The 14,616-nt window shown below is 64.5% G+C and carries 14 protein-coding genes; 5 read left to right on the top strand and 9 right to left on the bottom strand.

From position 1 onward, the window contains the following. Window positions 1-7 precede the first annotated feature (7 nt). From AB4M76_RS17920 to AB4M76_RS17900, 5 genes are read left to right on the top strand one after another with little or no spacing between them, the layout of a single operon-like run. A complete protein-coding gene (locus AB4M76_RS17920; RefSeq protein WP_368443414.1) occupies window positions 8-508 on the top strand; it encodes a cytochrome c family protein in 501 nt (166 codons plus the stop codon). After that, on the top strand, window positions 505-1,446 hold the full coding sequence (gene coxB / locus AB4M76_RS17915) for a cytochrome c oxidase subunit II (protein WP_368443413.1): 942 nt from the start codon (window positions 505-507) through the stop codon (window positions 1,444-1,446). Before AB4M76_RS17920 ends, coxB begins: the two co-directional genes overlap by 4 nt. Continuing rightward, a complete protein-coding gene (gene ctaD / locus AB4M76_RS17910) occupies window positions 1,443-3,980 on the top strand; it encodes a cytochrome c oxidase subunit I (protein ID WP_368443411.1) in 2,538 nt (845 codons plus the stop codon). The genes coxB and ctaD overlap by 4 nt, the downstream gene beginning before the upstream one ends. Continuing rightward, entirely contained in the window at window positions 3,977-4,306 is a 330-nt protein-coding gene (locus AB4M76_RS17905) for a hypothetical protein (RefSeq protein ID WP_368443410.1), read from the top strand. The genes ctaD and AB4M76_RS17905 overlap by 4 nt, the downstream gene beginning before the upstream one ends. A 12-nt stretch (window positions 4,307-4,318) precedes the next feature. Beyond that, window positions 4,319-5,035 carry a cytochrome c oxidase assembly protein gene (locus AB4M76_RS17900; protein WP_368443408.1) on the top strand — a complete coding sequence of 239 codons (717 nt, stop codon included), beginning with the start codon at window positions 4,319-4,321 and terminating at the stop codon, window positions 5,033-5,035. Window positions 5,036-5,041: 6 nt separating this feature from the next. On the opposite strand, the gene AB4M76_RS17895 is transcribed toward AB4M76_RS17900, so the two are convergent. The 9 genes from AB4M76_RS17895 to AB4M76_RS17855 form a co-directional block, all read right to left on the bottom strand. Beyond that, complete coding sequence (locus AB4M76_RS17895) at window positions 5,042-5,680, bottom strand: TrkA family potassium uptake protein (RefSeq protein ID WP_368443407.1); 639 nt, start codon at window positions 5,678-5,680, stop codon at window positions 5,042-5,044. 10 nt (window positions 5,681-5,690) lie between these two features. Further along, window positions 5,691-7,160, bottom strand: coding sequence for a TrkH family potassium uptake protein (locus tag AB4M76_RS17890; protein WP_368443406.1), 1,470 nt, complete (start codon window positions 7,158-7,160; stop codon window positions 5,691-5,693). A 30-nt stretch (window positions 7,161-7,190) separates the two neighbouring features. Then, complete coding sequence (locus AB4M76_RS17885; protein ID WP_368443405.1) at window positions 7,191-7,895, bottom strand: cytochrome c; 705 nt, start codon at window positions 7,893-7,895, stop codon at window positions 7,191-7,193. Window positions 7,896-7,897: 2 nt separating this feature from the next. Continuing rightward, window positions 7,898-8,332, bottom strand: a complete 435-nt coding sequence (locus AB4M76_RS17880; RefSeq protein WP_368443404.1) for a cytochrome c — start codon at window positions 8,330-8,332, stop codon at window positions 7,898-7,900. Window positions 8,333-8,335: 3 nt separating this feature from the next. Next, complete coding sequence (locus AB4M76_RS17875) at window positions 8,336-9,940, bottom strand: flavin monoamine oxidase family protein (RefSeq protein WP_368443403.1); 1,605 nt, start codon at window positions 9,938-9,940, stop codon at window positions 8,336-8,338. Window positions 9,941-10,043: 103 nt separating this feature from the next. Next, window positions 10,044-11,012, bottom strand: coding sequence for a Gfo/Idh/MocA family protein (locus tag AB4M76_RS17870; protein WP_368443402.1), 969 nt, complete (start codon window positions 11,010-11,012; stop codon window positions 10,044-10,046). Window positions 11,013-11,235: 223 nt separating this feature from the next. After that, window positions 11,236-11,613 (bottom strand): hypothetical protein, encoded by a 378-nt coding sequence (locus AB4M76_RS17865; RefSeq protein WP_368443401.1) that lies wholly within the window; start codon window positions 11,611-11,613, stop codon window positions 11,236-11,238. 10 nt (window positions 11,614-11,623) lie between these two features. Beyond that, window positions 11,624-12,847, bottom strand: a complete 1,224-nt coding sequence (locus AB4M76_RS17860; RefSeq protein ID WP_368443400.1) for a cytochrome c — start codon at window positions 12,845-12,847, stop codon at window positions 11,624-11,626. Continuing rightward, a complete protein-coding gene (locus AB4M76_RS17855) occupies window positions 12,844-14,604 on the bottom strand; it encodes a GMC family oxidoreductase (RefSeq protein ID WP_368443399.1) in 1,761 nt (586 codons plus the stop codon). Before AB4M76_RS17855 ends, AB4M76_RS17860 begins: the two co-directional genes overlap by 4 nt. Window positions 14,605-14,616 lie beyond the last annotated feature (12 nt).

The raw sequence follows: 14,616 nt of genomic DNA, 5'->3' as shown, positions 1-14,616 counted from the left end.
TGACGGGATGCGTGTTTTCACCGTCATATCGGTTGTGCTGCTCACGGCGCTTGCGATGGTCTGGTCGGCCCTGCCGCCCCAGAGCAGTCTGGCAGCCGCGATGGCCGGCCCGGTGCGAGAGACGTCGCAGCAGATTTCGGACTGGTACCGGATCAACATCCGGCAGGGGCTGATCGAAGAGACGCCCGACTATGAAGCCGCCTCGCGCCGGTTTCTCGATGCCGACCCGGCGCGCGGGGTGGATTTGATCAAGCTGAACGGCTGCGGCGCCTGCCACCGGGTGCCGGGCCTGCGGGAGGCGCAGGGCACGGTCGGCCCCGATCTGCATGATTTCGCGCGGCAATCCTATGTCGCGGGCGTGCTGCCCAACCGCCCCGGTGATCTGACCCGCTGGCTGATGAACCCGCCCGCCCATAGCCCCGCCACGGCGATGCCGGACTTGGGCCTTGAACGGGATGAGGCGCGGGATATCGCGGCCTATCTGCTAGGATCGGAGGCGCGGGAATGAGCGAGACCGCACAGTCCACCCTTGGCGAATTTGGCGTTCAATCGGCCCTGTCGCCAGAGGGTGTCGGCGCCAGCGCGATCAACGGGCTGACCATCGGCATGACCGTCGCTTTCGGGGTGATCTTTGTCCTTTTGCTGCTCTTTGTCTGGGCCGTCCTGTCAGGCAGGCTTGCCCCGCAGAAGTGGTGGATCTGGGCGGGTGGCATCGCATTGCCGCTGGTCTCGGTGCTGATCCTGATGGGCTTTTCCACCGTGATCCTGCAACGCATCACCTCGGAAGACCCCGAAGCGCTGGTCATCGAAGTCACCGGCAAGCAGTTCTGGTGGGATGTGGTCTATGACCCCGAAGGCTGGGCGCTGCGCGGCGCCAATGAGATCGTCATCCCCAAGGGCCGCCCGGTCACATTCCGCCTCAAATCCACCGACGTGATCCATTCCTTCTGGGTGCCCAAGCTCACCGGCAAGATGGACATGATCCCGGGACGGGTGAACAGCCTGCCGGTGATGGCGACCGAGACCGGGCGGTTTCGCGGGCAATGCGCGGAGTTCTGTGGCCTGTCGCACCCCGAGATGGCCTTTGAGGTTGTCGTGATGGAGCCCGAAGACTTCGACGCATGGATGCAGCGCAGCAGCGGCGAAGCCCGCGACGCCGCCACGACAGAGCTGACCCGCGGGCGCGAGGTCTTCATCGAAGCGGGCTGTGCGGCCTGCCACAGCATCCGCGGCGTGGCCGAGACCGGCACGCTGGGGCCTGACCTCAGCCGCGTCGGCGGGCGCGGCAGCCTTGGCGCCGGAATGTACCGCATGAACCAAGGCACGCTGGCGGGCTGGATCGCGGACCCGACCGCGATGAAGCCGGGGGCCAAGATGCCTTCTTACAACCATCTGCCGGGGCCGGACCTACGCGCGCTCTCGGCCTATCTGGCGAGCCTTAAATGACTGACCGTACCGCATATGTCGTGGATCTGCCCGAAGACCAGAGCTATTCCGGCAGCGCCAAGGGCGAGCCCGAGAAGAGCTTCGAGCAGATCTGGGACTACCCGCCGGGGATCCGCTACCTATCTTCGGTCAGTCACCGGGTTGTGGGCAAACGGTTCTTGGTCACCGGGTTCGTCTTCTTTCTGATCGCCGGGTTCCTCGCCCTCTTGGTGCGCACTCAACTCATCGTGCCGGACAACACTTTCCTCGATTCCGAGACCTATAATCAGGTCTTTACCATGCATGGCACGATCATGATGTTCCTCTTCGCGATTCCCATGCTGGAGGGGTTTGCGGTGCATCTCATTCCGCTGATGGTCGGCGCCCGCGATCTGGTCTTCCCACGGCTCGGGGCCTTTGGCTATTACTGCTACCTCTTCGGCGGCATCATCGTGCTGTCGTCCTTTCTGTTCGACGCGGCACCCGCGGGCGGCTGGTTCATGTATGTGCCGCTCTCGACCAGCGCCTATACCCAAGACCTCTCGGCGGATTTCTGGCTCATCGGCATCACCTTCGCCGAGATTGCGAGCGTGACCGCCGCGGTGGAGATCATCGCCGCCATCCTCTGCACCCGCGCGCCGGGGATGAGCCTGACGAAAATGCCGATCCTGATGTGGTATCTCTTGATCACCGCCTTCATGATCGCCGTGGGCTTTCCACCGCTGATCATCGGCTCGATCCTGCTGGAGGCCGAACGCCTGCTCGGCCTGCCCTTCTTCGACATTGCATTGGGCGGCGACCCGCTGCTCTGGCAGCACCTCTTCTGGCTCTTCGGCCACCCGGAGGTCTATATCATCTTCCTCCCCGCCGCCGGCATGGTGGCGACGATGCTGCCGACCTTTGTGGGCAAGCCGCTCTTTGGCTATGGGTTCGCCGTGGCGGCGGTGGTGACGATGGGGTTTCTGAGCTTCGGCCTCTGGGCGCATCATATGTTCGCCACCGGCCTGCCGGTGATGTCGCTGACGCTCTTCTCGGCGGCCTCGACCATGGTGGCGATCCCGACCGGGGTGCAGATCTTCTGCTTCCTCGCCACATTGGCGCAGGGCCGGCCACGCATGGATGTGCCGATGCTCTTTATCCTGGGCTTTCTGTTCATCTTTGTGATCGGCGGCTTCACCGGCGTGATGGTGGCCGCCGTGCCCTTTAACCTTCAAGCCCATGACAGCTACTTTATCGTCGCGCATCTGCACTATGTTCTGATCGGCGGGTTCATCTTTCCGATGTTCGGCGCGCTCTACTATTGGATGCCGCAGTTCACCGGGCGCATGATGTCCGAGACCATCGGGCGTTGGGTGTTCTGGCTGATGTTCATCGGTTTCAACATCGCCTTTTTCATGATGCATCTGACCGGCCTGCGCGGGATGCCGCGGCGCATTGCCAGCTACCCCGAAGGGCTGGGCTGGGACCGGCTTAACATGCTCTCCTCGATCGGCTCTTATATCCTCGCGGCGGGGGTGCTGCTCTTTGTCTTTGACTTCTTCTGGCACCAGCGCCACGGGCTGCGCGCGCCGCGCAACCCTTGGGGGGCCGGCACGCTGGAATGGCTCTATCGGCCGATCCCGCCGGGGTTCAACTTTCACGCCATCCCCGAAGTCCGCTCGCGCGAGCCGCTGTGGGACCAGCCTGAACTGTTGGACCGTCCGGGCCCGCAGGTCGAAGGCGCGCTGCGTCCCTGTACCGATCACCGGCGCGAGACCATGGGCAATGATCCGATCACCGGCGCGCCGATGCAGATCGTGCGGCTGCCGCATCCGACATGGACGCCGCTGATCTCGGCCTTTGGTCTGGCCCTGGGCTTTGGCGCCACGCTGGCCTCGGCCTATTGGCTGGTGGCGGTGGGATTTGCCCTAGCGCTCATCGGGATCACCGCCTGGATCTGGGAGCCGTCGGACAGTGGTGTGCGGCGCGAGAGCGGGCTGCGCGGGCTGCGCCTGCCGGTCAATGTCGTCGATCCGCGCAGCCATCTGCATATCGCGGTGGTGGGCACCATGCTGATATCTGCGGCGCTCTTTGCCTCGCTGCTCTTTGCCGGGCTTTATCTGTGGAACACCCAGCCCCATTGGGCCGAGACCACCCCCCCTGCCGCGCCGCTGATGGCCGCGCTGGCGGCGGGTGCGGCGCTGATCTTGCTGCTGCTCGGCTGGGCCAGCCGCCGGGCGGCCTATGGGGCCAAGGTCACCCCGGTGATCGCGGTTGATCTGGGGCTGGCCCTGACCGCGGCGGCGCTCGGCCTGCTGCTGTTCTACGCGATCCGGGTGGTCGACCCCTATGGCTCGGCCTATGCCGCCGTGGGCTGGGCGCTCTTCGCCTTCGTGGCCGGATACCTTGCGGTGCTGGTCTATTGGGCGCTTATCAATGCGCTGCGCAAAGCCGTCGGCGCGGTGAAGCCGGGGCAGATGTTGCCGAACCTGCTGATCGGCACCTATGCCCGCGTGGTGGCGATCATGGGCGGGGTGACCGCGGCGGCCTACCTTCTGGCGGGGGGCGCGCTATGAAAAACCTGACCCTCGGTATCGCCAAACCCGTGCTGCTCTGGGCGCTGCATTTTGCGGCGATCTACGCGTTGATCTCGGCCGCCTGCGCGCCACGGGCGCTGCTGTCGCAGGACCAACTGTTGATGGTGTCGGTTATCGCCACTGTGGCGGTGGTGATCTTGCAGATCATATGGATGTGGGGCGCCCATAGCCAAGGGCGCCGCCCCGGTCTGACACCAGATGCCTTTGCCCTTGCCCGCGCGGCCTGGTGGGCGGGGCTGATCTCGCTCATCGCAAGCCTGGCCAACCTCTCGCCCGTGCTGATCCTGCCGGGCTGTCACGGTTAGAAAGGACGTATCATGGAACCCGATCCCTATACCCCATTCTGCGGCACCCCGCCCCTGCCGGGCGAGTTGCTGACCCGCTGGACGCTGGACCCAGCCCTGCTTGCCGGATTGGCGCTTTTTACCGTCGCCCTATGGGTCACGGCGGAGCGGCGCAGGCAGTCGATGACGGGGGCTGCACTGGTGGCTTTCCTGTTCATCTCCCCGCTTTGTGCGGCCTCAATGGCGCTGTTTTCCGCCCGGGTCGGGCAGCATATCCTGCTGACGCTGGTGGCCGCCCCGATCATCGCCGCCGCCTTGCCACGCCTGCGCCTGCCGGTCTGGCCCATGGCCCTGCTCTTTGCCGTGCTGTTCTGGGTCTGGCATCTGCCCGCGCCCTATGCCGCGACCCTGCGGTCGGATGGGGTCTATTGGGCGATGCATCTGTCGCTGACCGGCGCTGCTATCGCGCTTTTCGCCGGCTTCCGGGGCGCAGGCGCCCGGGCGGCGGTGCCCGCGGTGTTCACCGCCGCGCAGCTGACGGCTTTCGCGGTGACACTGACACTCGCCCCCACCGCCTGGCACGATTGGCACGCAATGACGGCGCTGCCTTATGGCCTGTCGTCGCTCGCTGACCAGCAATTGGCTGGCGCGCTGATGTGGGTCGCTGGCGGGGGGCTCTTTATGGTGCTGGTGGCGCTGCAGGTGCGGCAGTTCCTGCGGCAAGACGCCGTGCCGCAGGGGGCCGCCTGAGCGGCATTACCCGGCAAAGGTCTTTTCAAGCGCGTCCTGCGCCTCGCGCTTCAGCACGATGATCAGAATATCGCCCTCTTGCAGGGTGATCTCCTTGTCGGGCAATTGCTCCGCCCCGTCGCGGATCAGGGCCACGATGCGGCCCTCGCCCGGCAGGTTCAGCGCCTGCCCGGCAAGACGTTCGGGCACGCTGACCCGGGTCAGCATCAGACCCTCTTGCAGCAGCGGCTCCTGCGCCGCCTCGCCGCCGTTGTCCAGAGCCTCCACGATGTCTTCGGCCACTCTGGCATGGGGGTTGATCACATCGTCCAGCCCCAACTCGCCACAGACGCGCAGCAAGGCGTTGGAGGTGATCTGCGGGATCACCCGGCCATAGCCGATGGAGCGGGCGATCAATGCGGCCAGAATGTTGATCTCGGAGGCGTTGGTCACAGCGATACAGACGTCATCTTCGTCGCGGAACGCCTCGCGCAGCACGTCGGGGTTGCTGCCGTCGCCCTCGATCATGCCGCAGTCGATCCGTTCCGCCGCCTGTTCCAGCAGGTCGCGCGACTTGTCGACCAAGACGACCTCGTGGTCGCTCTCGATCAATTGCTCCGCGATGGCGAGGCCAAAGCTCGACGCGCCGACGATGACGATGCGCATGGGTTTTCTCCTAACTTGCTCTGGCCCAGCTGCGCGGCAGCAGCAGCGCCAGCACGGCGATGAATTCCAACCGCCCCAACCACATGGCAAAGGCGACCGAGAGTTTCAAATCGACAGGCATATCCGGCCCCACAGCACCGGTCGACAGACCCACCGTAGAGAGGGTTGAGATACTGTCAAACAAGGCGGGCAAGGGGGCATAGCCATGGGCCAGAAAATGGAACCACAAGAGCCCCGCAAAGCTGAGGTAGATCAGCACGAAAGCCAAGAGCCTGACCAATGCTTCGGCGGAAACGGGGTGGCCCTCATGGCGCAGGGGCACCACCGCATGGTCGGTCAGACGCACATGCTGCACCGCATGAACCATGGCACCGATGCAGACATGCAGGCGGCTCAGCTTGAGCCCGCCCGCGGTCGATCCGGCGTCGCCGCCCCAGAGCATCGCCAGCAGCAGGATCAACAGCGCCGGCCCGGCGTCATAGACCGGCCCGGTCGAGAAACCCGCCGTGGTCAGCCCCGAAATCAGGTTCAGCGCATGTTCGTAGAGCGTCAGCTCGCGGTCGGTGGAGATGATCGCAACCGCCGCCAGATAGACCACCAGCATGACCGCCAGCGCCGCCGCGACCCGCTGCGCCGAGCCCAACTGCCAGGCCTCGCGAAACCGCCCCTGACCGAGATGGACAAAGACCAGCAAAGAAACCGCGCCCAGCACACAAGACAGCATCACCATGCCCTGTCCCAGCGGCGAATAGCTGGCCAGACTGTCGGCGCGGGGGGAAAAACCGGCGGTGGAGATGGCCGATAGCGTCAGCACCAGCGCCTCGCGCCAATCGGGGATCACCAGTATGGTCAGCGCCACCATCGCCAGGGTCAGCGCGCCATAGACCGTCAGCAATTGCCGCGCCTGTTGCCGGGTCGAGGAAATCCGGTCGCCCTGCGGAATGTCGACCCGCCCCAGCCGCCGCGCGGGCCGCCCGCGCGGCAAGAGCAGAGCCAGCACCGCCGTGGCGATCACCAGCCCGCCGCACCATTGCATCCAGCCGCGCAACACATGACCCGCGAAGGGCCAGCTTTCCGCCTCCTGCGCCACGGTGAGCCCGGTGGTGGTGATGCCGCTGACCGCCTCGAAAAAAGCATCCACCGGGGGCATGCCAAGCACGACAAAGGCAGGCAGAGTAAGCAGCGCCGCGATCAGAAACACCAGCGCCACGGTCATCATCGCCTCAAGCCCGCGCAGGTCGTCGGGCAAGGGGTGACGGCGGGCCGCCAGATGCACAGCCCCGGCCAGCAGTGCCGGGGCCAGCAGCACCGCGGCAAGCAGCCAATCCCCCTCAACCAGCGCCCAGGCCCCCGGTGGCAGGCAGAGGACGCCGAAGATCGGGGCATGTTTGGCGATGGTGAGCACAATCACGCGCGGCCGCGCCACGGTCATCAACGCCGCAGACCCCGACCGAAAGAAGGATGCCGGGCGGATCGCCATCAGGCCGGAGCCGTCAGCGCCCGCCGGACCTTACTGCGCATCGGGGGGCGTCTGCTGATAATATAGCGCGACGGCCCTGATCTCATCCGGGGTAAGCGATTTGGCAATCTGCTCCATCACCCCCAGCGGCCCATTGGCGCGGTCGCCCTCGCGCCAGGCGACCAGTTGATCGGCGATATATTGCGCCGATTGCCCGTTCAACCGCGGGATCGCAGCGCCGCTGGTATCCCCGCCACCATGGCACTGGCTACAGGCGGTCACCGTGTCGCTGCCCGTGGCCGCGAGGGCCCCGCCCTGCTGCACCAGATCGGTCGGCGCGCTTTGCTCGAACGTGGACAGTTTCGGCGCGACCGAAGCATAGTAATCCGCCACGGCCTGCCGCTCTTCCTCGGTCAGCTGCGTGGCGATGGGCACCATGATGGGCGAGAAACGCGCGCCCGACATGAAGGCTTCGAGCTGCTCTGCCAGATAGTCAGCCGGCAGCCCCGCCAGCCCCGGCATATCGCCCAAGCCGGCGCCCGCGTCATCCAGACCGTGGCAGGCCATGCATTTCATCCCGACGCCGCCCTTCTGCGCGCCGCCCGAGGCCACGGTGCGGCCCAGAGCGGTGTCCGGTGTCCGTTCGCTGCCGCCCTCGGCCCCGTCAAACAGCGGCGGCGGGGTCTGGGCCACAGCGGCCATGGCGGCGGTCAGGGCGGCGGTCAGAGCGATGGGCAAGAAATAGGTCAGTCTCATGATCACCCCTCATCCAAATCTGCGAACTCTTCGCGCATCCGGCTGACATCCTCTGCCGTGATGTCGGCGCTGTAGTCATTGCCCATATTGGTCTGAATATAGGACACCACCGCCGCCACCTGTTCGTCATCCAGCCAATCGGCAAAGGACGGCATCGCGCCATTCCCCTCAAGGATCAGGTTCACCGGGTAGCGCGCATGGCCCAATCGGGGATTGGCGGCGAGCGCGGGGTATTTCCCGGCGCCAAAGGCACCCTCCCCCTCCGGACCGTGACAGCCGGAACAGGCGCGGCGGTAAAGCTCGGCCCCATCGCTGTCGGTAAATTTCTCTAATGTCGAGCCAAGATCACGGCGCCCGACATCGACGGGCGAGTCTTCCTCCTGCGCGAGGCTCGGCCCGGACAAGACCAGCAGCAATGGCAAAATGGCATAACGCATGGCTTATCCCTCCTTCACAGCACGGTCATGGACCTGGCGCACCGCGTCCAGCGCCGAGAGCAGCGAGCCTTCCTGCCAGCCCGGCAGATAGCTGATATGCTCGCCCGCGCAAACGAAGCGGTTGTCCATCGTGGCGGCGATCTCATAGTCGCGGCCCCGGTCGTCCCAGTCAGAGTAACAGCCCAGCATCCAAGGCACCCGGTGCCAGCTGAGCACCACGCCATTGCTGAACTCGTCCCGGTACTGCGGGTGGATCTTGGCGCCCTGTTCCAGCACGGTTTCCAGCCGCTCTTCCGGCGTCATGGAGTTGAAGGCATAGGCCTGCGGCCCGTAGACATAGGCACCCAAGAGCACGCCCGGCCCGTTTGCATGCATCTCTGCCGAGGGGTAGCTGATTTCGGCGATCGGCAGATCGGTCAGGGTGATCCCGCCGTAGATCTGCTCATCGCGCTCCCAGAAGCGGCGTTTCATTTCGAGCCCGGCCTTTACGGCCTCGTGGTAATGCAGGGCCCGCATCACGCGGCGCATGTCGGCGGAAACATCCACATCAAGCTGGCTGAGGACCGTAAAGGGGATCGTGCAGATGCAGTAATCCGCCGTTTCCACCCCGCCTTCGCCTTCGCCATCGGCGCTGGTATATTCCACCTCGACGCCATTCTCGGTCTGCCTGATGCGCTCGACCTTGGCGTTATAGGTGATCGTATCCTCCACCTCGCGGGCAAAGGCATGGGCGATTTCTTCCATGCCCCCCACCGGCTGGAACATCGGCGCGTGATGGCGGTAGGTGGTGTGGTTGCGCATCTTTTCCCAAAAGCGGGACTTCAGCAGATCGGTAAGCTCAATCGGCTCGGAAGGCTCTGGTGCGGCATTGTAAAGCCCGCCCCCCGGCGCGCCCCCCTCGGGATAGCCACGGTATTCGGAGGTGTCGAGACTGGCCTCATAGCTGTAATCATTGTTCAGGATGCCAAAGGATTTCAGCGATTCCAGCAGGATCTCGGTGTCTTCCTTGGTCAGCGCGGAATCGAGCCGCCCCTTATCCACCGACTTTGCCAAAAGCTCGGTGATCTGCCCGACATAATCGGCCCAGGCATGGCCATAGCGGATCGGCTTGCCGCCAAAAGCGGTCTGGGAATGCAGGTAGGCGTTCTGGTTTTCCTGAACGAATACTTCCAGCGGCACGTTCAACCGATGGCAATAGTCGAGCAGCGCCAAATGGTGATGTGGAATGCGCCAAGGGCCGATGTTGATATACTGCCCCTTCGAGAACTCGACCTTCTGTTTGAACCCGCCAAGCTCCTCAAACTCATCGCCGCCCTTGAGCGTCCAGCAGCGCCCCCCGGCGCGTTTTTGATATTCCAATATGCTGACCTCATAGCCCGCATTGCGCAGTTCCAAAGCCGCGCACATCCCGGCAAGACCCGCCCCCAGCACCACGACCTTGCGCCCCTGCGGCGCGCCAGAAAGATCGATCGGGCCTTTATAGGGGCTTTGCCGTGCATGGCCTAGCGAAGACATCGCATGCAGCATGGTGGAAGAGCCAGCGGCCAGACCGATCATCTTGAGAAGATCACGGCGAGAGGGGGGCCGGGCGTTGGAGGGGTGGGACATGAGGGACCGCTCCTATATCGGATAAATATGTAGAACAATTAGGGAGCCAACGCTTGTGATGCGAAGTGGTTCCACCGCAAAGCGAAACTTTCGGGCGGCGCGTTCACTGTAAACGCAGCCCCATTTCATCCAGCACCACATTCACCTGCGCGGCCTCCAGCGGCGGCACCAGGCCCGGTGCGGGCCGCCCTTCGAGCACGTCCAAAAAGGGCTCGATCCCTGCCCCCGCGTCCAAGGGCGACAGGGCGGTCGTCCCTGTCGCTATCGGGTTACCGCGCCGACCGGTTTCCAACCTGCCATCGCGCAGGCGGGCCCAGCCCGTTTCACCGACGAGATCCAGCTCAAGGCGCATTTCACTGTCCGTCCAGCCGGCCTCCACCACCCCGGTGGCGCCGGTTTCAAACCTCAGTATCCCTGCGCCGTGATCATCCACCGGCCAGCCTAGCATATTGCCCGTCACCGCCTGCGCGCTGCGGATCGGCCCCAGCAGCCATTGCAGCGCATCGATGCAATGCACCGCCTCATCCGCAAAGCCGCCGTAGCAGGCCAGCCCCGGATCGGTCATCCAGCCGGTCAGATCCAGCCAATCGGCATAGCCGCCATCATGGGCAAAACGCAGGCGCAGCTCGATCACCCGGCCAAAGGCTCCCCCTTCTATCTGCGCGTGCAAGCCGCGCAGCGCCGCATTGGTGCGGAGAAAATACCCGGTGTGAAGCGTGCATTCTCTGGCGATGGCCAGTTCAGCGCACCGCCGCGCCGCCTCGGCGGAGCCCGCCAATGGCTTTTCGACAAAAACCGGAAGGCCCGCCTCCAGCGCCGCGGTGATGTCCGCCTCATGAAAGACCGTCTCGCTACAGATCACCACCCCCTCACAGCCCGACCGCGCCAGACCGTCGGTGAGGTCTTTTTGCTCCAGCCACGCTGCCCCCAGATCCTGACACAACCGCTCGCCCCGCGCGGGATCGCGGTCCGCCACATGCGACAAACGCCAGCCCCGGGTTTGCAGATGCTCTAAATGATCCGGGAGATGGACATGGGCCCCACCCAGTAGCGCAAGTGTTTGCTGTGTCATATCCCACCTGTAATTGCCGGTCAGAGAGACAACGATTGCGCGGCGTCATTGATCCAACTTTGCGCGATAAGAACACCGGGTTTACATGTTGAAGTCCATCAATCGCGAAGCGGAACATGAAGGAACCTACCCTTAGACCGTGGCCGCAGGTGAAAAGCACCACTGCTCTGGTGGATCAATTGGTTTGCGCAGAACAGCTAAAACGGCACCGCGACGCAAAACCCTAATAGATAATGCCTGCCGCGGCGCAGTCTTGCGCAGTTACCGCAGAGAGATCCGGTGTCTCGCCTGTCCCCTCTCCCGAAGCGAGGCGGTCTGCTGTGATGCTGCGGGATGCAGCGAATGGCTCTCCCTCACCCGCCTCCCCGTCTCCCGTGCTCTCTGCACCCTCCTCCGCGTCTTCTCGGTCCGTGGTCTCTGCCGCCTCGCCCTCTCCCTGCAAGCCGCGGCAATGTTCGATGATGGCACTCATGACGGCGCGGTCGTCTGTCTCGTACTCCTCCGTCCCCAGATAGAGCGGCGCGGCATCTGCGGTTGCCGACAAGCAAAAGGCGAGCGTCAGGCCCAGCGCTATGGGGGTGAAAATCGGCTTGTGACACATTGGACGGCCCTCAATGTTCTTCGGAGAGATATTCGCGCATCTCGGCCACCGCCTCGGTCGAGACCGCGCCGCTGCGGCGGTCGCCGCTGTTGCGCAGATAGGTCAGCAGGTCGGCGATCTGCGCGTCGGTCAGCTTCCAGGCGAAGGGCGGCATGGCGAGCATGCTGGGGATCGTTTCGGTCGGCTGTGCCCGGGCGCCGCCTAGGATGATGCGGATGGCGGTCGAGGGATCCTTGGCATGCAGCTTGTTCGACGTGCTGAGCGGGGCGAAGAAATAGGGCACGCCCGAGGCATCGGCGGCATGGCAGGCGGCGCAATTGTCGAAGTAGAGCCCTTCGCCGGCCGCCATCCGCGCCGTCTCGGGCGCCTCTTCCGGCTCGCGCAGCTCATCGTCGAGGCTCTTGAGATAGGTGGCGACGGCGCGCAGGTCGGTCTCGTCGAGGAACTGGGTCGAGATCGAGACGACCTCGCCCATGCGTTGCATCGGGGCGGTGTGCTCGGCGCGGCCGTATTTCAGGAACTCGAAGATGTCGTCCTCGTCCCAATGGGCGATGCCGCCGTTTTCGCCGCCGCGGATGTTGGGCGCGAACCAATTCTCCAACGTGCCGCCGCGCAGATATTCATCGTCCTTGCTGGCGCCCAAAAGGTTCTTGCCCGTGTGGCAGCCACCGCAATGCAGCGGCCCGTCGACGAGGAACCGCCCGCGGTTCCATGCCTCGAAGCGGTCGGGATCGGTCACGAAGTCCTCATCCTCGAAGAACAACAGTTTCCAGCCGCTCACCGACAGGCGGATGTTAAGCGGGAAGGGCAGCTCGTTCTCCTCTTCCTCCACATGTACCGGTTCGAGCGATTGCAGATAGGCAAAGATCGCATCGGTCTGGCCACGGGTCATCAGGGTGAAATAGGGATAGGGCATCGCCGGGTAGAGATGGCGGCCCTCGTCGTCGATCCCCTCGTTCAGCGCGTTGTAGAAATCCTCGCGCGACCAGCGGCCGAGCCCGGTTTCATCGTCGGGCGTGAGGTTTGAGGAATAGATCGTGCCAAAGGGTGTCGACAGCGCCCGCCCCCCCGCGAAGGGGATGCCGTCGTTTTCGATATCCGTGTGGCAGGCTTTGCAGTCGCCAGCTTGCGTCAGATAGCGGCCACGCTCCACTTCCGAGGAGGAAAGCTCCTGCGCCTGTGCCGACCCGAAGGTGGCGCTGCAGAGGGCGGTGATCAGCGCCAGCCGTCTCATGTCTGCACCAGCGGGCCGGGATCGGCCATATATTGATCGATGATCGCCGCCACCGACCAGTAGGCCAGCGCCGCGACGGTGCCGGTGGGGTTGTAGCCCGCGTTCTGCGGAAACAGCCCCGCCCCGGCGACGAAGAGATTGTGCAGGTCCCAGCTCTGGCAATAGCGGTTGCAGACGCTGGTCTGCGGGTCGGTGCCCATGATCGTGCCGCCGGTGTTATGGGTGGTCTGATAGGGCATCGTGTCGTAGGAGCCCTTGCGCTCGGCCACATTGACCTCGCGCCCGCCCATGCCGCGGGCGATCTCTTCGGCGAAGGGGGTGATATGGGCGGTCAACCGGCGGTCGTTGAGAGTGAAATCATAGGTCATGCGCAAGAGCGGCCTGCCATGCCGGTCGGTATAGGTCGGATCAAGATCGAGGTAATTGCTGCGATGCGCCATCGAGGCGCCATGCACGCCGACGCTGGTGGTCTTGAGGAAATTGGCCCGGACCGACTGCTTCCATTCGCTGCCCCAGCCTGGCACGCCGTCGGGCACCGGGTGGCTTTCGATCGGGCGGGCGTTGGTGGTGTAGCAGGCGACATAGCCGCCGCCGATAAAGCCCAGCCCGGAATGGTCGAAATTGTCGCCGTTGTATTCATCCACCACCATGCCGAGCGCGCCGGCGCCGACGAAACCGTTGGTATATTCCTCGTCATAGAAGACCGTCGCGCCGGACATCACCTGATAGCAGTAGTTCTTGCCCACCACGCCCGCGCCGGTCTGCGGGTCATAGGGCGTGCCGATCTCGGAGAGCAGCATCAGCCGGGTGTTCTCCAGCGGATAGGCGCAGAGCACCACGACCTCGGCAGGCTGGAAGAACTCTTCGCCGCTGGTATCGACGTAAGTCACCCCGGTGGTGCGCGTGCCATCGCCGGACTTCTCGACCGAAAGCACTTCGGAATCGGTGCGCAGGGTGAAATTCTCTCGCTGCATCAGGACCGGGATGATCGTGGTCTGCGGCGAGGATTTGGAGTAGTTGCCGCAGCCATGTTTCTCGCAGAAACCGCAATAGGTGCAGGGCGCCAGCTGCAGTCCCAGCGGGTTGACATAGGCGCGCGACATATTGGCCGAGGGCACCGGGAAAGGGTTCAGCCCCAACGCCCGCGCCGAGGCCTCGAAACGGTCCTGCGAAAAGGTCATCTCCATCGGCGGATTGGGGTATTCATCGCTGCGCGGCCCCTCGAAAGGGTTGCCGCCCGCCCGGATCTCGCCGCGCAGGTTGCCCGCGGTGCCGCAGATGCCGCAGATCTTCTCGAAATAGTCGAAATGCGGCTCCAGCTCGTCGTAGGTGACACCGTAGTCCTGGATCGTCATCTCTTCGGGCAGCGGGCCGTAGCGCTCTTCGTTGTGGCTCTTGGCGACAAAGTCCGAGGGCAGAAAGCGGTAGGTCTGGCCGTTCCAATGCACGCCCGAGCCGCCCACCCCATTGCCGGGCAGGAAGGAGCCCCAATGCCGCATCGGCAGGGCGGTCTGCGCGCCGTTGTTGCGGAAGGTGACGGTGGATTGCGACGCCTCCTGGAACATGCCGTGGCGCCAGTAATAGCGCAGCTCGTCCTGCGCGAAGGTGGTGGCGAAATCCTTGGGCGTGTCGCGCCATGGCCCGCGTTCCAGCGCCAGCACCTCCATCCCGGCGGCGGTCAGCTTCTCGGCATAGATCGCCCCGGTCCAGCCGAAGCCGACCAGAACCACATCGACCTTGGGAAGCTGTTTCGTCATGGGGTCACCTCG

The organism is Sulfitobacter sp. PS-8MA (assembly GCF_040933935.1).
GTDB lineage: Bacteria > Pseudomonadota > Alphaproteobacteria > Rhodobacterales > Rhodobacteraceae > Sulfitobacter.
Note: the sequence above shows the minus strand (reverse complement) of the source record. Positions and strands in the feature narration are given on the sequence as shown.